Raw genomic sequence first — 19,512 nt, 5'->3', positions numbered from 1 at the left:
TTTACATCAAATTTTTTAGGCTATTGTTTCAAACTGGTAGGGTCGTTGTGTGCAACGGCTCTACTATAAGGTCATTTTTATTAATTCATCTTCCAGCTTGTCGAAGTTTTCTTCATTTTTTTCGGGTACAAATTTTTTTAGTTTGTTGCATTCGTCTGCTGAATCAAAAAGCATTTTAAAAACAATTTTTGTTTTGTTGTCTGCTACTTCTTCAAATGTTGCCAGTACTTGAAATAATGGTTTGGAAAATCGTTTCCAGGCAATAAGTGCAGGCTTTTCTATCTTTATAAATTCACATTCATTGGCATAATTTCCTTTGTCGGGTCCATGCATAATAAAACTCCATTTTCCACCCGGTCTTAAGTCAAACTCGTTAAACGTATTGGTAAAGCCTTTAGGCCCCCACCAGTTTTTTAAATGGTTTGGGTCTGTCCATGCTTTATATACAAGTTCTCTTGGTGCGTTAACAATTCTAGTGCTTACAATTTCGCAGTCTGGTGTTGTAGTAATAATTTCTGAAGTCATTTTTGTAAGATTATTAATTTTCTTTTGTCATTTAATATCGGTTCATAAACTTTGCCCGAAGGTCAGTAAATTGTTGTCCGGGTCAAGTATGGAGAATTCTTTTTGTTGCCAGTGTTTGGTTTGCAAATGTCCGTTGGGATGTATCTCCACTTTGTTGTCTAACATCTCTTGGTACAAACTGTCAATGCTGTTTGTTCTTACATAAACCTGCCCGTAATTTTCTTTTGGGTCAAGTGCTTTAAACTCAAAAAAGTGAATTTCTATATTGTCTTTAGCTACCATTAAGTAGCCGTCAAAATCAGCACTTCCCAGTTCTTTAAACCCTAATTTATTCAGGTAAAAGTCTTTTGTGGTGGCTTTATCGCGCATCGGTAATTTAGGGTTTATTGCTGTCAGCATAATGGTTTTATTCGTTGTAAATGTAAATTTTCTTAAGTTATTGTCCGGTATTAATCATGTCGTATCTGTCTAGCCCGGGGCCGTAAGCATTGGGTATTATATTGGTTACAGTGAAACCGAATCGCTCAAAGAAAGGATAGGTATGTTGAGAGGTGTCTAGTACAATACTATGTGTAGGGAATAGTTTTTTTATTTGTATTACACGGTATTGAAACAATTGTTTGCCATAACCTTGTTTATGGCATAAGTTGTTAACCATACCCCAGGTCATGTTGGCTTGTTGTTTGTCTTTAACAATATAAAATCCACCGCAGGCTATTACGGTATTGTTATGTTCTACTACATAAAAGAAATCAGCAGCGGAATTTTTATATACTATTTCTCCTTTATCTAAGCCATTGAGCCAATTCTCTAATCCATTTATTTCACTCGGGTCTAAATAGGTTGGACAATTGCTATTGAATATGTCTATGCATTGGAGTCTGTCGGCAGGAGTATATTGTCTGATTAGCATGGTTTAGTTATTGTTATGTAATACTATTTTTTTGATTAAGGCAATTTGCCCAAGGTGGTAATGGGTATGCTCAATAATGCCATGTAAATTTCTAAAGTAGTTTCCATATTTTTCGTCTGAAAAAAAATCGAGTAACTTGTTTTCAGGTAGCTGCTCTATTAAGTTAGCAAAGGTTTCTGCATCTGTCCACACTTTTTGCTGTAATTGTTCCCAGTCTGCCTGTGATTGAATAGGTGGACAATCAAAACTAAATTTATCGTGTGCTTGTAGTGGTTCGCCTTGTAATACTTTTAGTACGGCACTTACATAATAGTTTATATGGAAAACAAGCGTTGCAATGGTATTGAATGAATATACTTGCGTAGTGGCTTGTTGCCATGTAACACCGGCTAAATTATCTTTCAGGTTGGAGGTAGTCCAGTTGCCTCCAAAATGAACATCTCTTACATGCTTTGCTATTTGTTTAGTTAAATTCATATACTTTGTATTTTGCTTTGCCAGTGTTTTACATTGATGGGAAAATTACTCAAGGGAAATGTATTGTTGTAAGCTTAACTTGAAAGTTTATTGATGGCCTCTTCGGTTGAATTTACAAAACTAATTTGCCCTGCTTTGTTGCTCTCAAATATAAAGTCATTTATGCTTTTGCTAGTATAGTGGGTAAAATTACCAACTATAGCCAAACGTACTCTGTAGTTTGAAAACTTTTGCAGTATATCGCCTGCTATGCCAGTCTTTAAATCAAAAAAATCAGGAGTAATATTGTGTTGATGTATAATTATTTTATCAAAGTCCTGATAGTATAAATTACCTAATAAATCCAATCCATCCTCAGCCCTTTTTATAATGGTATCAGTAGAAATAACTTCGGCAATTTTTGTATTTTTTATATGGTGTGTTTCAATTTTCATTTGGTGTTAATGTTTTTATTCAAAACTCTTTTTATTGTCGTTCAACCATTGTATTTCATTGTTCCAAAGCAGGGCCGCCTTTTTTGTAATGAGTAACTGATACAGGTTTTTTATACTGTTAAATTCTGCTACGTAGTTTGTCAGAAAACGCATTGCAAAGGTTAGTTCAGTTTCGTCTTTTGATAAATATAGCTGCATTGCTCTCTTTTTAGATACAAGTTCTTTTACTCGTTTTTCAATTATGGGAACAACATCTTTATCGCCATATCTAATAACTCCTTCCAATCCTAAGTATTTTAGTTTTCCATTTTCAAGGTGTTCAATAAATAAAGGCAAATAAGAACTGTCAGACAGCTTTAAAATAGCACCCAATGCACTTGCTGCTACATTTTGTTGCTTATGGTTTGTTAGTTTTTGTAAATAGGGTATTGATTTTTGGGTTCCTATTTTTGCTAATGTACCGTTAGCATAAGTTAACTGAAATGGGTCGGTGGCATGGCTGATTATTTCAATTAACTTTTCTTCCGCTTTGGTATTGTTTGTGTTTTTTAAGCAGGTTATAGCATTATCGCGGACTATATGTTTTTTATTGGTTGTTAAATGTAGAATATTATCAATAAATATATGGCTTGGCAATGGATTCTTCATGTGCTCAATTTCGAATAAAATAGTATGAAGTGTCCATTCTTTTTGCTCCACAGCAAGCCTGTCGAGTACATAGTTTATAATGCTTTCTTCCCCGGTGTTTGCATAGATGGATATTAAAATCGCATAAGCTTTTTGTTTTAAATCTTCCTTTTTTGTTTTTTCAATAAAATGTTTTAGCTGTTCAAAATAGGCAGTATTGTTTAATGCTTTTGCTTCTATATATGCATTGTAAAATTTTGCATGTGAGTTTGATTGCTTTGTCCCATCAGGCATATCTATTATGCTGTCCGAACGGTCAGTCATTCTATCTATTAAGTCAGCCAAGTAAGGGTCTATTGTCATATTTTGATATTTACTACAAGCAAATAAATTCATTTACGGGTAGTTTGCAAATAAGTTTTGAATACCTGTAAGTTTTAAAATTCAACAGGCTAACAAGAACAAAAAGTGTGATGTGTAAAATGGTTTAAACATTTATTTATGGCGTTCATTACAAACAAACACGGGTTGGATTAATTCTTTACATAAATTAAATAGTTGATGTTGTTTATTTGCACCCCTAAATTTTATACATAACATGAAACGTATTATTACAAGCATATTGCCCTTATTTTTTGCCTTTGCAGGCATGGCGCAAATTAGTCAGTACCAATTTATAAGAGAGGGTGGACAGCTATTTGAATTAGATCCTAACGATACCAATGTAACTACACACACCATTGCCGATGATATGGTATTGCCGGCTAAAGTGAAAATTGGTTACAACTTTAAATTTAATGGTGCTTTTTATGACTCAGTGGGTATTTCGGAAAATGGTTTTATATGGTTTGGCCCTGCACAACCAAGTGAGTTGTTTGGTATTACAAATCCCATGACTGCTGTTTTACCTGCCGGTGTTAAGGGTGTAGTATGTGCTTTTGGTATTGATTTGCATCCACGTATTTCTGGCCCTGCAACTACTATTCGCTCGGGTCCTCAGTATTTTATTGGGCGCATTGATAACTTTATTATTGAGTGGAAAAATACTTCGCGTTTTGATGCATTGAACGATGTTGATGGTGCTGATACCATGACGATTCAAATGCAATTGTTTGCTTTTGAAGATGACCGTGTACAAATTACTTATGGCTACATGGGATTAAACGCTAATGTAAGTAATAATTTATCGGTAGGCATAAAAGGAGCCAGTAATACTGATTTTGCTACCCGCATGACAGATGCAACGCACACTTGGGATAATACCATTGCCGGTACCAGTATAAACAGTACTTGCTTGTTTAGTAAAGACAGTAACCCAATGAAAGGATTACATAACTTTATAACTTGGGTAAACAGAAATCCGCAAACAGGAACAAAGGAATTGGATGGTAATAGCTTTAATATATATCCTATGCCCGTTACCGATGTTTTATATATTCAATCAGCACAGCCGGTTTTATCGTATGCTGTTTACAATATTGCCGGAAAGTTATTGACTGAAGGAAATGAAACCAGTGCAGGTATTGCAGTAAGCCATTTAACAAGCGGATTTTACTTCGTTAAGCTTACTACTGCTATTGGTACCAGTAGCAAGAAGTTTATAAAAAACTAGTTTTAATTTAAGAATAAGACTATCCTCATTACACCTAACTGTTTTTCGTAAATAGTTGGGTGTTTTATTTTAAACGATTACTGTTTTTTAGTGGCTACCAATGCATACACCATTGGTATTTTATTACCCAAATGTTTAATACGGAATTGTTTTGGGCCTACTTCAACGGTTTCTTTAAAACAATTGTATGGCGAGTAGTCAAACTCATCAAATGAATTTATCTCCAATCCGTTTTGAATTAAACTATTTAACACTTCACTCATGCCATGGTTCCACATTACGTACTCTTGTTTTATATCGGCATTGCGGTCGGCATAAGTTCCGCTTTCAGTTTCTACAATGGCGCCTGTATTAAAATAATTGTAGCCAATTTCTTTAAAATAGTCATCAAACATCCAAACTACCGGATGAAATTCAGCAAACACAAATTGCCCATTTGGCTTTAAATACTTTGATACTACCTGAGCCCATTTGGTAAGGTCAGGTAACCAACCTATGGTTCCATAGCTGGTAAATACAATATCAAATTTTTCATTTAAATGGTTGGGTAAATCATAAATATCAGAACAAATAAAACGAGCATCGGTATTTGTTTTTTTAGCTAAATCAATGGCACTTGCAATGGCTTTGTCTGATAAGTCAACGCCCGTTGCTTGTGCTCCCAATCGCTGTAATGAAATGGTGTCTTGTCCAAAATGGCATTGGAGGTGCAAAATGCTTTTGCCTTTTATGTCGCCTAACAATTTTAGTTCTATATCGCAGAGCGAGGTATTGCCTTTTATAAAACCCGGTACATCGTAAAAGTCAGAAGCTACGTGTGCATCCGTTCTGTTATTCCACGATTCTTTATTAATACTTAAGTAATCTATTTCTGTTGTCATTTAGTTTTGTTGTTAAAGCAGGCTTTCGTAGCCTTATATTTTATTACAGGCAAATAAACTTATTTGCCCTGAGTATGCAAACAAGCAAGGGTGTTTACCGCCATTAATTTATAAATTATTAACAATTTTACTATTTTTTCTATTATTATAATTGGCTTACTTCGTTAAAGTGCTTGTATTACTTTGTGGCCATTTGTTCATCATTTAATTTATTAAAAATGAAAAGCAGGATATTGATATGTTTTTTTATACTGATTAGCTTGCAAATGAAAGCTCAGATTGCTGGTAGCGATTCTGTTTGTATAGGTTATGCTGCTGCTTATAAAATGACTCCTGTACCTGGAACGGTTTCTTATTTATGGACAGTGCCAGCGGGCACCTTTATTAGCTACGGACAAAATACAGATTCTATTTATGTAATATTTGGAACTACTTCAGGAGCTGTAACCGTTAAACCTTTAGATATATCCGGCAATGGAACTACATATGTAAAAAATGTTTTTTTAAGACCGAAACCAAATGTGCGGGGGGTAATTAGTCCCGGTGATTACGTTTGTGCTAAATCACCTATAACTTTAACAGGTACAGGAGCGAATGCTTATACGTGGAATAATGGTGTAATAAATGGAGTTTCTTTTCCTGCACCATTAACAGATAATGATGATTTAATGGCTTTTCAAAGCCATTTTTTTACTTTAAATAATCCGCAAAGCATAACCAGTGGCGATTTAGATGGCGATGGTAAAAGAGATGTAATAGTGGGTAGTTACAGCACTAATACCATATCAGTATTCCGCAATAAATATGGATCAACTTTAGTGCCTATTGTAGATAGCTTTTTAGAAGCCAAAGTTAATTTTACAACAGGCAATGGCCCGCAGGGAATAGAAATAGCAGATATGGATGGTGATACCAAGAATGACATAGTGGTATTAAATTATTTGGGTAACACCGTTTCTGTTTTCAGGAATATGGGTTTAGCCGGTGCAATTAATACAGCTTCATTTGCCACAAAGGTTGATTTTGCAACAGGAACTAATCCGCTGAATTTAGTAATCCGCGATGTAGATGGCGATGGGAGAAAGGATATTATTACTGTTAACCAGGGAGGCAATACTGTTTCTGTTTTGCGTAATACAGGTGTAGGAGGTATTATAAGCAGTAGTTTTTCTACCAGGGTTGATTTTGCTGTGGGAGCTTTACCTTTTGATATTGCTATGACTGATATGAACGATGATGGCAAAGAGGATATTATAGTAACCAATTCCACCAGCAATACCATTTCTATTCTGCAAAACAATAGCACTTCAGGTGCCATTAACAGCAGTTCTTTCGCCAGCAAAGTTGATTTTGTTACAGGCAACTACCCTTATAATATAGCGGTAGCTGATATTGACAGGGACAATAAAAAAGATGTAGTAATTACTAATCTTTTTGTTAATACCATTTCAGTATTTAAAAATATACATACCACAGGCACTCTTACTACAAGTTCCCTACAAGCTAAAGTCGATTTTAATACCAATGCATATCCCAGCTCCTTATTAGTGGAAGATATAGATGGTGATGAAAAAAATGATATAGCCGTATCGAGCGATGTAGGACTCATTAAAATACACAGGAATGCAGGGCTGAAAAATGTGATCAATGCTAACTCATTTTTAGATACCTTAACATATCCCATAGGTACCGGATCGTTCGAATTAACTTCAGGTGATCTGGATAATGATGGCATCAAGGAATTATTAATTACCAATATAAACAATAACATATTCAAGGTTTTTAAATCAGTTTATAAAGCATATAAAGTTACAGGCACTGATACTTATGGTTGTACTGATACAGATGTAGTAAGTGTTCGTTTAAAGAGAACACCTGTTGTAAAGGATAGCACTGAATTAGAGACTATATGCAAAGGATCAAGTACATTATTGAAAGCAAAAGGTGCTGATACTTATGTGTGGAGTCCTGCATTTGGATTGAATTCTACCAATGGGGCAAATGTGATTGCATCACCCACTTTTGATACCACTTATATTGTAACAGGCTCTTATACCAACGGTTGTTCAAGTAAAGATAGCGTAAGAATAAAGGTGAAGCCGCTGCCTGTTATTACTATAACAGCATCAGCCATGGCCGTTTGTGCGCTTACTCCTTTAACACTGACTGCATCAGGTGCCAATGCTTATATATGGGTAACGGGCAATACCAACGGAGTACCTTTTAATCCTTCCAGTTCTGGTACTTATACAGTTGTAGGTGTTGATACCAATGGTTGCCGGAAATCAGAAAATATATATATTACGGTTTATAAAAAACCTGTTTTAAGTGTTAGTTTTTTTCCATCCGACTCTGTTTGTAAAGGCTCTCCTGTTGTTTTGTCAGGGGCGGGAGCAAGCACTTATACCTGGGATGCAGGTGTTAGCAACGGGCTTCCGTTTATTCCCGTATCAGTTTTTGGTTCATACACTGTTACAGGAACTGATACCAACGGTTGTACCAATACAAAATCAGTTGTTGTTTTTGTAAAACCATTGCCACTTGTAGAGGCAAATGTTACACCGGGCAATGTTATTTGTGCCGGACAATCTATTTATTTAAATGCTACTGGCGCTACAAAATATACTTGGGATTCAGGTGTTGTAAGTGGTACAGCCATTATACCCGCATTTACCCAAAAGTATAAAGTTATAGGAACTGATACAATTAGTGGGTGTTCCAATACGGATTCTGTTACAGTTACCGTCAATCAATTGCCTATAGTTGGTGCGAGTACTTTTCCTGCCGATAGTATATGCAAAGGCACATCAGTAACACTAACAGGTACAGGTGCAAAAACATATACATGGAATAAAAATGTAAACAATGGTGTTAGCTTTAGTCCTTTATTGACCGATACATATACCGTAACCGGAACCGATAGCAACGGCTGTAGCAATAGCTATAACCAAACGGTTAAAGTAAATTCATTACCCGTAATAAGTGCTGTTGTTGCGCCTGATTCTATTGTATGTAAAGGATCATCCATTGTATTAAATGGTGTTGGAACACATAAATACAGTTGGTCAGATAATGTAATTAATGGAGAGCCATTTGTTGTTAAGCAAACAAAACAATTTACAGTAATAGGGACTGATACTACAACAGGCTGTACCAATATGGTAAACAAATTGGTTACAGTTAAAATAGCGCCATTAAGTATAATAGCCAATCCTGCAGGTACAGTTTGTATTGGCGACTCTGTAACATTGACCGCACAGGGAGCCAATACGTTTACGTGGGATAAAGGAGTTATAAATGGAAAAGCATTTATAGTTACCGCTACTAATCAATACAAACTGGTTGGTACTGATAATGTAAGTGGATGTACTGATACCCTTATACAAACAGTAAATACTTTTGTACCTGCTGTATTAAGTGTGGAGCAGGTGCCTGCCGATAAAGTTTGTTCTGGTACTTTTGTTAAACTGATAGGTTCTGGTGCGCACTTATATACCTGGAGCGATGATATTATTAACGATCATTATTTTGCCATCAATAATGCGCATACTTATACGCTTACTGCTGTCGATTTCAATAATTGTAAAAGCACAATTACCAAAACAATAAATGTATTGCCTAAACCAACCATCACTATCAATGTGGTGCCAAGTGCTGTAGTATGTGCCGGTACTTTGGTTAAATTGTCAGGTGTAGGTGCAAAAACATATACATGGAATGGTGGCATTACCAACAACACTTATTTTTTACCGGTGGGTAATACCCAATATACCATAACAGGAACAGATAGCAATGGTTGTACCAATACCGCTAACCAAACAGTAAAAGCTAATGCTGCTCCCGCTATTTTAACACAGCCAACAGGTGTTTCTGCCAGCGAAGGCAGTAATGCTAAATTTAGTTTAGTAGTGAGCGGAAGCAGTGTCTTGTATCAATGGCAAATAAAAACAGGTAATAATTATATAAACCTAAGTAACAATGCCAAGTATGCGGGAGTTAATAGCAATGAATTAACTATTACCAATGTTTCTCTGACACAAAACAATGAAATGTATAGGTGTTATATTAATAGCAACAGTTGTGCTGATACCAGCAACTATGCCTACCTTTCTGTTTCAAAAATGGGCACACAAGAGTTGTTATCTAATGCTTATATCAGTGTGTATCCAAATCCTACAAGCGGAAAAATAGTACTTAAACACTTTTCAAAAGAACCATTAAAATATACTATCCATGATGAGTTAGGCAGAACAATATTGACGGATGAAGCCAGTCAGGAAGAAACCGCAATAGATTTAAGTCATTTGGCAGCAGGCGTATATTTTATGTATACCGATATGAATACAAAAGAACCATTTAAATTGGTTAAGTATTAACTTCTTTTTCAGTTCGAGCGAAGTCTAGAACCATTAGTTTAGTACTTATTTTTATCACTATACCAATGAATGGCTTTTTGTTCCTCTGCTTTAATGAAGTTGTTTTTTGCCTGGCTGTATTCATTTCCATCTTTCCACTCTTTGGTACTTAATATTTCTTTTAAATGCTGGTATTCTTCTTTCACCTTTGGATGGCTGCGCAGGTAATCTCTGAAAGCAATATGTCTTATCCAGTGCTCCGTATTGTAAGCTAAAATATGCACATGAGCCAGCCGCTGTTTGTGTTCTTCCGTATACCGTGGTATTTCATTGTCGGCTGTAATAACACTAGCCATATGCAAGTTCTGCACGTTGGATTTATGCTTTACAAAAAGCCTGCGGTAAGGCATATCCTTATTGTATATTTCGTAATAAATATATCCTTCCTTTACCAAAGGTTCAATTACCCGGTCTAAGTCATTTTCGTGTGTTAAGCCAACTAAAATATCAATAATAGGTTTGGCTGATAAGCTTTCTACCGATGTACTGCCAATATGTTCAATTATTGGATTGACAAAACCAATGGTGGTTAACAAGTCTGTTTTTATTTTTTCAAAAGTAAGCGGCCAGTCGGGGTTGTATTTTTCAAATTGAACTTTCATTGTTTGTTGTATGCCGGTACTATTTGTAGTAATATTTTACTGCTTCAAATCTTTGACTGAATAAGCAAAGAATAAAAAGCTGCCAGTTAGGAAAATAATGTTAACTACCCTTGCAAAAGGTGGTGCACCTGCCGGCCAAATCTGACCCAATAGTACTATTACATTTAATATTAAAAGAATGACGAGAAATGCTTTTTTCATGTGTTTCTGTAAAATACAAGAATAGTAATTTTGCTGTAGCAATTCCATAAGGGCTTAATACTTTTACAATTAGTGACTTGTTTTAGTCGTTGTTTAATTGCTTGTTTATTTTTTCAAACTGGCCAATCAATTCGTTTATTTTTAATTGTTGTTTTTTCATTTGTCGTGGCCTTGTATAAAACCAGTTAAACGCAATCCAGGCAACGGTTAATGCATAGGCAAGAACGGCTTTTTCTGTTTTCATTTTTAAGGCATATTCGTACATATACAAGCAAATACCCGATGATAGTAGCACAAAATATAAGTTAAGCATGGTTGATTGCATAAACTGTTGTTTGGTTCTGATGCCAATTAACTTTTGCAGGTACTCGCTATTACTTTGTGTATTGTCAATTGTTTGGTAAGCAGTAAATAGTTTATTGTACGCAATAAGGTATATAAACATAGCTAAAATAACAAGTACAATGCCTAATTTGGTTGTGATGAGTTGTGGTTGGTAAGCGTACCAAATGTATATAATGAATAAACTGGTAGCAATCAATAAAACATTTGTTACTATCAATTTTAGTAAACTCTGTTTTTTAAACTGATTAAGTTTTTGCATCAAATCATCCATGTTAGGTTCACTGACAACTTGCTTTTTCCATAAATCCTTAAAATCAATATTATTGTCCATTGTTTTTAAACTGTTGCGTTAGTTTCTCTTTTATTCTATGAATTTTTACTCTGATGTTGGCTTCTGAAAGCCCAACTATATTGGCTATTTCAGCTTGTTTTACGTCTTCCAGTTCAAGTGAAATAATAATACGATCCATTTCTGGCAATTCAGCAATACACTTGTACAAAAACTGAATATGTGGCTCTATAGAAACTTGTTTTTCTTCGGCTAAATTGTGGGGTAAATCAGTTTTGGTAAAACGGTTTTCTTTTTCCATTTGCCGCAAGCAGTTATTGGATGCAATTTTAAAAATCCAGGTTCCTATATTGGCTTCGCTTCTAAATTTTGGTAGTTGTTGCCATACTATAATAAAGGTTTCCTGCGCCATATCTTGTGCCAAAGCATAATCGTTTACATAGCCCATACATAAACGAAATATCCTTTGCCAATATGTTTTGTATACGTCTTCAAAAACCATTATTGCGGACTCAAAAAGTTATTTAGTTGCGTAAAATACCATTCTTTATCGTCATACATAATAAAATGCAAACCTTTGTTGGCATATTGTAATTGGGCTGTTTTTAAATTACGGTATTGTTCCTCAATACTGGTGTGTATGCCTTTAAAATTAGCTTCCAGTAAAATTAACGAAGGACACTGTATATTTTTAATTGATTCCCTTAAGTCAGTATTGGAGAAATCGCAAAACATTTCAGCAAATGTTTTTCTATCCGATTGCATACTCCAGTTTACTACCAAGTCGTGTTTCATCGTATCGGCCAAAAGGCGTGGAATAGTCATTTTTTGCATTTGCTTAAATTGCTCATCGTTCATACTCGTTATTTGTTGAACCGTTTCAGAACAATTGTTATTGCTTTTGGCTTTAAATGAGGGGTTCATTAAAGCAGATAAGCATGGTAATGCATCAACCACTACAATTTTTTGAATAAGCTGAGGGTAGTCAGCCGCAATGGCTAAGGCTAAACCGCCACCCATACTATGCCCGATAATAATAGGCTTTTCAATTTTGTTGTCCTTTATATAATTGGCTATAGCCGTTTCCCATGCTTTAAATGTAGGCTGATTGACCAAAGGTTTAACGTCTGCAAAACCTGCCATGGTAAACGTGTAACAAGTATAGTTTTTTTCGAATACAGCTTTTGTTTCGTCCCAAACCTGGCCGGAGCTGGCAAAGCCCGGAATAAAAACAATAGATTGTTTTCCCTGACCCGATTTTTTAACTTCAAAAGGCAATGGTTTTGTTTGTCCGAATACGTTTAAACACAAAGCGGCAAATAATAAGGCGATAATAAGAATGTAGTACTTTTTCATTTTTGTCATGGTTAAATAATTTAATTCGACCATTAGATACAGTACTTATAAAAATGTTACACTCTTAGCAGAAATTTTTTTAGATTCTCGTCCGATAGCTATCGGATAAGAATCGTTTAATAGACGAAATGCCAATGTATATAATCACTCGAGGCACACGAGCGATAGCCTGCATGTAGAGACGTTGCATGCAACGTCTTTATCTACCAGCTTAATTTTTCTTTATTCAAAAAGGCATTGATACCGCGTTTGCAATCATCTGTTTGGCGTGCTTGCGCATTCATAGCAGCCGCATAGTTTAATGCATCAGTTAAGGTTTTGTTTTGTACCTCATTTATCATTTGCTTGGTAAGCGCTAAACTTTCGCCCGATGCCTGCTTGCATAACTTTTGCGCAAAGTTAAATACATGTTCTTCTATCAGGTCGTAGTTAACTACTTCGTTTATCAGTTGGTATGCTTGGGCTTGTTCAGAGTCTATAATTTCGGCCGTGAGCATTATTTTTTTAGCTATTTGTTCGCCTACTTTTCTAATTAAAAATACCATTACTATAGCAGGTACAAAACCAATTTTAACTTCGGTATAAGCGAATTTACTATCAGTAGTAGCAAAACAAAAATCGCAAATGGTTGCTAAGCCACATCCTCCTGCCAATGCTGCACCTTCTACCTGTGCTATCACCACCTTTTTCGACTGGTAAATCATAGCAAACAGCTCCATCAGGTTTTTACTGTCGGCTAAGTTTTCGTCAAAAGTATTGTTTTGCATTTTTTGCAAGCTGCTTAAATCAGCACCGCTGCAAAAAGCTTCGCCATTGGCTTTTATCACTATTACCTTGCAGTTAGTATCTGCCTCAGCTTGTGTAAATACTTGTTTTATGTTCTTTACAAACTCAAAACTTAAAGCATTTCTTTTTTCAGGTCTGTTTAAGGTTATGTATCCAACACGTTCCTTTACATGGTATAAAACCAAATTATCCATAGGGTTATTATTTATGGTTCAAGATTAATGGTAATAGCACCACTTTCGCAAACATTTTTTGCACTTAAATTTTTGGTGTTTAATACTTCCAGCAATACTTTCATTTGCCTGTTGTTCAATTTAGAGCTGAGCAAAACCAATTCGTTTTGTTTAAACAGTGGTGTAGTATCTATCTTTTCTTTTTGTGTTAAAATGTTAATGGTGTTTGGGTGAATACTTGCATCAATGCCAATGGTTGTGTTTTGTATTTGTAGTTGCAAAGGTTGTGTGTAAGCAATGGTGTCAACACTTTCAATGCCACATGCCCAAATATGTTGTTGTATATGAAAATGAAATTTATCCTTATCATTTAACAAAGAAGCATCAGCAATTAAAGTGCTTTTATTGCCTTGAAAAATTTGCATAGCAAATGTTTTATTGATATTGTACAAACAAATAAATTGTTGTTTGCTTATTTTTATTTGCTCAATAGTATGTGTAATAGCTAGTAATAACAGGCATACCAATGCATACTTAAATAAATACTGTTTTCTGCTGATAAAATAATTACATGTATAAGCTACTAACACAAAAATGAGTATTGTTTCAATTTCATTAATATGTATGCCGGCTATAAAAGAAAACGGAAGTTTTTCTAACCAAACCACAATATAGTTGGTAGCCACAATCAGGTACTTTACTATATAACCAAGTGCTAAAGTAGCAATACTTAAAGCAGGAATGACTTGTGTTAAACCCGCTAATACAATCATGCCGATAGCTACAAAAATAATAACAGTGGTAAGCGGAATAATTAATAAGTTACTCGCCATGAAATAAACCGGAAACTGGTGAAAGTATAATAAGCCAAGCGGAAAAGTAGCTAGTTGAGCTGCAATAGAAACAGAGATAATAGTCCAGATTTCATTCATAATCCAGGTGTCAAAACTAAACCATTGCTTAAAATATTTCTGTAAGCTTACTATACCAAATACCGCTAAAAAACTCAATTGAAACCCAACATTAGCCAACATATTGCTATCGAACAATAAAAGTGTAAAAGCCGATGCTGCCAGTGTATTATATATGTTTGGTTTGTTTTTAAACGCACTGCCTACGGCCACAAAACTAAACATAACGCTGGCTCTTAAAATAGATGGCGATAAACCACAAAGAACAGAGTAGGCCCAAATACAAGCTATGGAAATAATGGCTTTGAACATACGTTGGTAATGGCGTTTGTCAAAGTAACGTAACACCAAATTAATGAGCCAGAATATTAAGCCCACATGCATACCACTAACCGCTAGTACATGTAAAGTTCCCGTGTTAGAATAAGCACTTACCAAGTCAGGGTCAATGTCATCATCAAAACCATATAGCAGCGCTTTTAAAATAGCAATTTCAGTAGCACCATTTACATATTGTTGGAGTGCTACATTGAAAAAATCCTGTGCGCCATAAGCCAACTGCCATATACCATTTCCACCGTCATTGTCAACCACTAAAAAGTCGTTGGCTTGTAAATATATTTGCCTGTAAATTTGATTGAAACCTAAATAACGTTTGTAGTTAAACTCATAAGGGTTTTGTGGTTCATTGATTAACTTATAATCATTTCGAATAAGTAAATGCGTTCCGTATTTAAGTTTGGTCAATATAGCCGCATCTTTTTTAAAATAGGCCAACAAAAAGCCATCAACATCAGTACTTATTTTATGGTTATAAACCTTTAGTACCCGTAGCTTACACTTAATGCTATGCTTACGCATTTGAGCAGGTTCTATTACCTCTACCAATAATTGTTCCGCCTGATGGTAAGTATAATGGTTTGCATAGTTTAAATGGTTATGACTGTTATGAATGGCCACACCCGTAAAATAGCAACTTATGTTAAAGCAAAGTCCGAATAAAATACCTCGCATTTTATACTTGGAGAAATGCCATACTGCAAGTAATAATACAAAAGAAACAATAAGCCCAATACCATTAACAAGAAGAGGCATTGGAAAAAACATATTGATACCAATGCCTATGCACATAGGTATAATAACTCTTACAAAAGGTATGTGGTGCCAGTAACCTGCAAACATTTCTACCACAATTAAAGTGTTTTAGTGTAAAATGGCTATACAAATTCTTAAAAAGGTGCATAAAAGTGTTCATTAACTAAATATTTTTAAAGTGTAGGTGCTTTATGTTTGTAATAATAAATTAGTTATTTTATGGCATACTATACTATTCTTTTAATTCACAGTTGGTTGCGTTGGCTTTTCTTATTAGCCGCTTTATACGCTATTTTCCGTTCACTTAATGGTAAGTTTAACGACAAACCTTTTGGTAAAGACGACAATACCGCAGCTACTATTTTAGTTGCTTTAACACATACCATGTTATTGTTAGGTATTATTTTATGGTTTGTGAGCCCTAATGTGCAGGCTGCTTTATCGCAGGGTGCATCCGTTTTTATGAAAGATAAAGTAATGCGTGCTATGGTAATAGAACACCCAATAGTAAATATACTTGGAGCCTTTTTAATTCAGTTTGGCAGAATAAAAAGCAAAAAGGCTTATGAAGATAAAGTAAAACATACCCGCAGTTTAATTTATTACTCTTTAGGGTTATTACTTATCCTTTCCTGCATTCCGTGGGCTACTTCCGAAATGTTTAGAGGCTTATAATTGTTTAGATTTATGAGTGAAACGGCATTGTTCTTTTGAATAATGTCGTTTTTTTATGCCCATATTTTAAGTTGTTAAGATTAGCTTAGAGCGTTTGAAGCAGGGCTTTTTTGTTTATTGAAATAGTAAAACATCAAAGCGCCACATACAACCATTAAAGTGGAGATGATTTCAGCTTGTGTTGGGTGAAATCCAAATAAGTCATAAGTAGTGTTTACTCTTATTTTCTCTATAAAGAATCTTTCAAAGCCGTTTATTATCATGTAAAAACTAATAAAAGTACCCGGTTTTACAAAACGTTTTCTTATGCTCCAAAGAAAAAAGAATAGACCAATACATACAATGGCTTCATATAGTGCAGTAGGGAAAACAGGATTTGGCAACATATAACAATGCGTTCCTGCACAATTAGGCATTTCAACACCCGCTTTAATTACATTGTTGTGGTAATTAAAAGCCCAGAACCAATCAGGTAAAAAACTAAAGCCTTCAAAGTAAATAGCTTCTACATTAGCCAGGCCATTAAACTCATGCGCATAATAATCCTGGTACATAGGTAATACGTTTGATTGGAAATAGCCCGGTACCGCTTTAATCATTTCTCCTGCATCGTTTAGTGCGTAAGCAGAGTTAATTACACCCCAATCACCATCGCCACTTAAATGGCAACCTACTCTACCAATTCCGTAGGCCAACATTAAGCCCGGAGCAATGGCATCCGATAAGTATTTAATATCAATATTATTTCTGACAGAATAGTAAGTAATACTGGCTGCTGCTACTATTAAACCACCATAAAAAGTCAACCCACTAAACGAAATCAAAGCATCCAGAGGATCAGCCATTAACTCATCAATGTTTTCTAAGTTATGAAATACCTTAGCGCCAAGAATACCCGTAATAGCAGCTATAAATAATATATTCCACATGTGGTTATGTGGCCACATCACTTTATCAATTTGGCTGGCTTGTTTATCGCCTATTTTTTTATTGCTATCATATATGGTGTAATAGCCATAAGCAGCACCTAAAATTAAACCAAAAATACTTCCGTTAGTCGAAAGAATAAAAGTTTGCGGATTAGCTACCAATAAGTCGTAATGCAAAAAAGCTTCCAATAACTTATAGCCAATTAAAGCCCATGAAATAACTGCAAAAAAAGTTTCGCTCGAAGTGGCTTTTTTATTAATCCATACTTTAATGGTTGATGAAGGCATCCAGCCTAAAGCTTCTTTTCTTTTAAGTTCGCTAACGGCAGTTATAAAAGCCCCTGCAAATGATAGCCCTAGCAATAAGCCAAATGTTTGAACCGGTAAAGGAATATCAATTCCAAAAATACCTTTTAATAAATCACTTAATGAAGCGTACATTTTTTGCGGTTATAATTTTATATAATAGTGGCGTTGAAAAAGTATAGAAAGCTATTTAGTTTTAAGCGTTAAATAGCCTATTAATTTATAAACCAATTTAGCCATGGTGTATTCTGTTAAAATATTTCCTTTTACAGGAGCTATTTCAACCACATCAAAACCAACTATATTTTTAGTAGCAATTACTTGCTTTAAAAACTGAATGGTTTCGTTCCATAGCATACCGTTTGGTTCAGCAGTACCAACTGCAGGCACTATACTAGGGTCAAATCCATCTGCATCAATACTTATATACACATTATCGCCTAAAGTTTTTAACGCTTCAGCAGCCCAATTAGCATTATTGCGAATTTGGTGAGCGTAAAAAGTATGTATGTGTTTTGATGATTGAATTAACTGAGCCTCTTCAATACATTGTGCCCTGATACCTATTTGTGTTAAAGGTACACCAAGCTCTTGCACTCTGTACATTACACTGGCATGCGAATAAGGGTTGTCGTTATACGAAGCCCTTAAATCACTGTGTGCATCAATTTGCAATACGTGTACATCAGGTGTTTTTTCTTTAATGGCTTTTATACAACCTAAACTAATAGTATGCTCCGCACCTAAAGTAATCGGAAATTTATTGTCATCTAGTAATTTAGCCGTTTCCGTTTCAATTAGCTTAACCGCTTTTGCATCCACTTTACGTTTAAAATCCATAGGATGTAAAGTGCAAATGCCGCCTAACTTATAACTTTCCTGGTTTAACTCTTCATCATATAACTCTACAAAATGACTTGCATTTAAAATAGCTTCAGGTCCTTTGTCAGAACCGCTTAAATAACTCGAAGTATATTCGTACGGAGCAGACTGAATAACAAACTTTGAATTTTTATAGCTATAAAACTCATCCTCGGTAATAGCTAAAAAGTTTTTTTTATGATTATAATATTTCATCTAAATAATAATAGTTTTTTAAAAAATTGAACTAGGAACAGGCCATTCATTGCTAACATCAGTCATTACAAAAGGCTCCGTTTTGGTAATACAAATAGTATGTTCAAATTGAGCTGATAGTTTTCCATCAATAGTACGTGCAGTCCATTTATCTTTTCTGTCCACTTTAGCACGGGCTTTACCCGCATTAATCATTGGCTCAATAGTAAACGTCATGCCAGGTTCCATAATAGGGCCTAAGTTTTCAGGTCGGTTATGCGCCACCTCGGGTTCTTCATGAAATTTAAGTCCAACCCCATGTCCGCAAAATTCATATACAACCGAATAGCCTAATGAAGTAGCATATTTTTCAATAGCTGTACCAATAAAGCCAACCCTGTTGCCAACCACACATTGCCTGATACCTATAGCCAAACACTCTTTAGTCGCATCAATTAGCTTTTGTGCATACTCACTCACTTCGCCAACTGTATACATAGTTGATGTATCGCCATAATAACCATTTAAAATAGCGGTTACGTCAATATTTAAAATATCGCCATCACGCAACACATAAGGCCCCGGTATACCATGACAGATTACATCATTTACAGAAATGCAGGTTTCAGCCGGATAACCCTTATAGCCCAGCGTAGCAGGTATAGCCTTGTGGTCACGCATGAACTGGTTGCATATATCATTTAAATATTTGGTGGTAACCCCGGCTTTTACAAAGGGTGCTACCTCTTTTAATGTTTTACCGGCAAGTATGGAACTTTGGTGTATCCCTTCAATTTGTTCCGGTGTTTTTATTATTATATTCTTTGACACAATTTTCAAAAATGAGCAGCAAATTAAGGCATTTTTAAAACAGCAAACAATGTTATGTTTTTGTATATATAGT

20 protein-coding genes are annotated in these 19,512 nt (G+C 35.2%); 3 read left to right on the top strand and 17 right to left on the bottom strand.

The genetic code is table 11. From position 1 onward, the window contains the following. Positions 1-63: 63 nt before the first annotated feature. The 6 genes from V4538_10480 to V4538_10455 form a co-directional block, all read right to left on the bottom strand. A complete protein-coding gene (locus tag V4538_10480; GenBank protein ID MES2381456.1) occupies positions 64-525 on the bottom strand; it encodes an SRPBCC family protein in 462 nt (153 codons plus the stop codon). A 42-nt stretch (positions 526-567) separates the two neighbouring features. Beyond that, entirely contained in the window at positions 568-924 is a 357-nt protein-coding gene (locus tag V4538_10475) for a VOC family protein (protein MES2381455.1), read from the bottom strand. Positions 925-961: 37 nt separating this feature from the next. Beyond that, positions 962-1,438 carry a GNAT family N-acetyltransferase gene (locus V4538_10470; GenBank protein ID MES2381454.1) on the bottom strand — a complete coding sequence of 159 codons (477 nt, stop codon included), beginning with the start codon at positions 1,436-1,438 and terminating at the stop codon, positions 962-964. Between the two features lie 3 nt (positions 1,439-1,441). Then, entirely contained in the window at positions 1,442-1,915 is a 474-nt protein-coding gene (locus V4538_10465; protein MES2381453.1) for a DUF1572 domain-containing protein, read from the bottom strand. 74 nt (positions 1,916-1,989) lie between these two features. Continuing rightward, positions 1,990-2,349, bottom strand: coding sequence for a DUF4180 domain-containing protein (locus V4538_10460; protein MES2381452.1), 360 nt, complete (start codon positions 2,347-2,349; stop codon positions 1,990-1,992). 15 nt (positions 2,350-2,364) lie between these two features. Then, positions 2,365-3,339 carry a HEAT repeat domain-containing protein gene (locus V4538_10455; protein MES2381451.1) on the bottom strand — a complete coding sequence of 325 codons (975 nt, stop codon included), beginning with the start codon at positions 3,337-3,339 and terminating at the stop codon, positions 2,365-2,367. Positions 3,340-3,574: 235 nt separating this feature from the next. Between V4538_10455 and V4538_10450 the strand changes: the two genes are divergently transcribed. Continuing rightward, positions 3,575-4,588 (top strand): T9SS type A sorting domain-containing protein, encoded by a 1,014-nt coding sequence (locus V4538_10450; GenBank protein MES2381450.1) that lies wholly within the window; start codon positions 3,575-3,577, stop codon positions 4,586-4,588. A 77-nt stretch (positions 4,589-4,665) separates the two neighbouring features. On the opposite strand, the gene V4538_10445 is transcribed toward V4538_10450, so the two are convergent. Further along, positions 4,666-5,469, bottom strand: coding sequence for a class I SAM-dependent methyltransferase (locus V4538_10445; protein MES2381449.1), 804 nt, complete (start codon positions 5,467-5,469; stop codon positions 4,666-4,668). Between the two features lie 266 nt (positions 5,470-5,735). Between V4538_10445 and V4538_10440 the strand changes: the two genes are divergently transcribed. After that, positions 5,736-9,845 carry an FG-GAP-like repeat-containing protein gene (locus V4538_10440; GenBank protein MES2381448.1) on the top strand — a complete coding sequence of 1,370 codons (4,110 nt, stop codon included), beginning with the start codon at positions 5,736-5,738 and terminating at the stop codon, positions 9,843-9,845. Positions 9,846-9,883: 38 nt separating this feature from the next. On the opposite strand, the gene V4538_10435 is transcribed toward V4538_10440, so the two are convergent. The 7 genes from V4538_10435 to V4538_10405 all read right to left on the bottom strand — a co-directional run bounded on the left by V4538_10435 (position 9,884) and on the right by V4538_10405 (position 15,729). Then, complete coding sequence (locus tag V4538_10435) at positions 9,884-10,486, bottom strand: GrpB family protein (GenBank protein ID MES2381447.1); 603 nt, start codon at positions 10,484-10,486, stop codon at positions 9,884-9,886. A gap of 36 nt (positions 10,487-10,522) precedes the next feature. Beyond that, entirely contained in the window at positions 10,523-10,687 is a 165-nt protein-coding gene (locus V4538_10430) for a hypothetical protein (GenBank protein ID MES2381446.1), read from the bottom strand. 82 nt (positions 10,688-10,769) lie between these two features. Beyond that, positions 10,770-11,363 carry a hypothetical protein gene (locus V4538_10425; GenBank protein MES2381445.1) on the bottom strand — a complete coding sequence of 198 codons (594 nt, stop codon included), beginning with the start codon at positions 11,361-11,363 and terminating at the stop codon, positions 10,770-10,772. Continuing rightward, the gene (locus V4538_10420; GenBank protein MES2381444.1) at positions 11,353-11,823 is read right to left on the bottom strand and encodes a sigma-70 family RNA polymerase sigma factor; all 471 of its coding nucleotides are present in this window, start codon (positions 11,821-11,823) and stop codon (positions 11,353-11,355) included. Before V4538_10420 ends, V4538_10425 begins: the two co-directional genes overlap by 11 nt. Beyond that, positions 11,823-12,677, bottom strand: coding sequence for an alpha/beta hydrolase (locus V4538_10415; GenBank protein MES2381443.1), 855 nt, complete (start codon positions 12,675-12,677; stop codon positions 11,823-11,825). Before V4538_10415 ends, V4538_10420 begins: the two co-directional genes overlap by 1 nt. A 203-nt stretch (positions 12,678-12,880) precedes the next feature. Beyond that, positions 12,881-13,657 carry an enoyl-CoA hydratase-related protein gene (locus tag V4538_10410; GenBank protein MES2381442.1) on the bottom strand — a complete coding sequence of 259 codons (777 nt, stop codon included), beginning with the start codon at positions 13,655-13,657 and terminating at the stop codon, positions 12,881-12,883. A gap of 11 nt (positions 13,658-13,668) precedes the next feature. Next, positions 13,669-15,729, bottom strand: a complete 2,061-nt coding sequence (locus tag V4538_10405; protein MES2381441.1) for a ComEC/Rec2 family competence protein — start codon at positions 15,727-15,729, stop codon at positions 13,669-13,671. A 132-nt stretch (positions 15,730-15,861) separates the two neighbouring features. Here V4538_10405 and V4538_10400 point away from each other — a divergent pair, with 132 nt between their 5' ends. After that, entirely contained in the window at positions 15,862-16,317 is a 456-nt protein-coding gene (locus tag V4538_10400; protein MES2381440.1) for a hypothetical protein, read from the top strand. An 80-nt stretch (positions 16,318-16,397) separates the two neighbouring features. Here V4538_10400 and V4538_10395 read toward each other — a convergent pair whose 3' ends face one another. Genes V4538_10395 through map form a run of 3 tightly spaced genes read right to left on the bottom strand, consistent with a single transcriptional unit; the run spans position 16,398 to position 19,439 of the window. Beyond that, positions 16,398-17,687, bottom strand: coding sequence for a prolipoprotein diacylglyceryl transferase family protein (locus V4538_10395; GenBank protein ID MES2381439.1), 1,290 nt, complete (start codon positions 17,685-17,687; stop codon positions 16,398-16,400). Positions 17,688-17,738: 51 nt separating this feature from the next. Further along, positions 17,739-18,629 (bottom strand): agmatinase, encoded by an 891-nt coding sequence (speB, locus tag V4538_10390; protein ID MES2381438.1) that lies wholly within the window; start codon positions 18,627-18,629, stop codon positions 17,739-17,741. Positions 18,630-18,647: 18 nt separating this feature from the next. Further along, on the bottom strand, positions 18,648-19,439 hold the full coding sequence (map, locus tag V4538_10385; GenBank protein MES2381437.1) for a type I methionyl aminopeptidase: 792 nt from the start codon (positions 19,437-19,439) through the stop codon (positions 18,648-18,650). Positions 19,440-19,512 lie beyond the last annotated feature (73 nt).

This window comes from Bacteroidota bacterium (assembly GCA_040388375.1).
Lineage (GTDB): Bacteria > Bacteroidota > Bacteroidia > UKL13-3 > UKL13-3 > JAAFJM01.
This window is presented reverse-complemented; position numbering and strand designations above follow the sequence as displayed.

What these genes read in the sequence shown, in the direction of transcription:
- V4538_10480 (MES2381456.1), bottom strand. Translation starts at nt 525, where the DNA reads ATGACTTCAGAAATTATTACTACAACACCAGACTGCGAAATTGTAAGC.
- V4538_10475 (MES2381455.1), bottom strand. Translation starts at nt 924, where the DNA reads ATGCTGACAGCAATAAACCCTAAATTACCGATGCGCGATAAAGCCACC.
- V4538_10470 (MES2381454.1), bottom strand. Translation starts at nt 1,438, where the DNA reads ATGCTAATCAGACAATATACTCCTGCCGACAGACTCCAATGCATAGAC.
- V4538_10465 (MES2381453.1), bottom strand. Translation starts at nt 1,915, where the DNA reads ATGAATTTAACTAAACAAATAGCAAAGCATGTAAGAGATGTTCATTTT.
- V4538_10460 (MES2381452.1), bottom strand. Translation starts at nt 2,349, where the DNA reads ATGAAAATTGAAACACACCATATAAAAAATACAAAAATTGCCGAAGTT.
- V4538_10455 (MES2381451.1), bottom strand. Translation starts at nt 3,339, where the DNA reads ATGACAATAGACCCTTACTTGGCTGACTTAATAGATAGAATGACTGAC.
- V4538_10450 (MES2381450.1), top strand. Translation starts at nt 3,575, where the DNA reads ATGAAACGTATTATTACAAGCATATTGCCCTTATTTTTTGCCTTTGCA.
- V4538_10445 (MES2381449.1), bottom strand. Translation starts at nt 5,469, where the DNA reads ATGACAACAGAAATAGATTACTTAAGTATTAATAAAGAATCGTGGAAT.
- V4538_10440 (MES2381448.1), top strand. Translation starts at nt 5,736, where the DNA reads ATGAAAGCTCAGATTGCTGGTAGCGATTCTGTTTGTATAGGTTATGCT.
- V4538_10435 (MES2381447.1), bottom strand. Translation starts at nt 10,486, where the DNA reads ATGAAAGTTCAATTTGAAAAATACAACCCCGACTGGCCGCTTACTTTT.
- V4538_10430 (MES2381446.1), bottom strand. Translation starts at nt 10,687, where the DNA reads ATGAAAAAAGCATTTCTCGTCATTCTTTTAATATTAAATGTAATAGTA.
- V4538_10425 (MES2381445.1), bottom strand. Translation starts at nt 11,363, where the DNA reads ATGGACAATAATATTGATTTTAAGGATTTATGGAAAAAGCAAGTTGTC.
- V4538_10420 (MES2381444.1), bottom strand. Translation starts at nt 11,823, where the DNA reads ATGGTTTTTGAAGACGTATACAAAACATATTGGCAAAGGATATTTCGT.
- V4538_10415 (MES2381443.1), bottom strand. Translation starts at nt 12,677, where the DNA reads ATGAAAAAGTACTACATTCTTATTATCGCCTTATTATTTGCCGCTTTG.
- V4538_10410 (MES2381442.1), bottom strand. Translation starts at nt 13,657, where the DNA reads ATGGATAATTTGGTTTTATACCATGTAAAGGAACGTGTTGGATACATA.
- V4538_10405 (MES2381441.1), bottom strand. Translation starts at nt 15,729, where the DNA reads ATGTTTGCAGGTTACTGGCACCACATACCTTTTGTAAGAGTTATTATA.
- V4538_10400 (MES2381440.1), top strand. Translation starts at nt 15,862, where the DNA reads ATGGCATACTATACTATTCTTTTAATTCACAGTTGGTTGCGTTGGCTT.
- V4538_10395 (MES2381439.1), bottom strand. Translation starts at nt 17,687, where the DNA reads ATGTACGCTTCATTAAGTGATTTATTAAAAGGTATTTTTGGAATTGAT.
- speB (MES2381438.1), bottom strand. Translation starts at nt 18,629, where the DNA reads ATGAAATATTATAATCATAAAAAAAACTTTTTAGCTATTACCGAGGAT.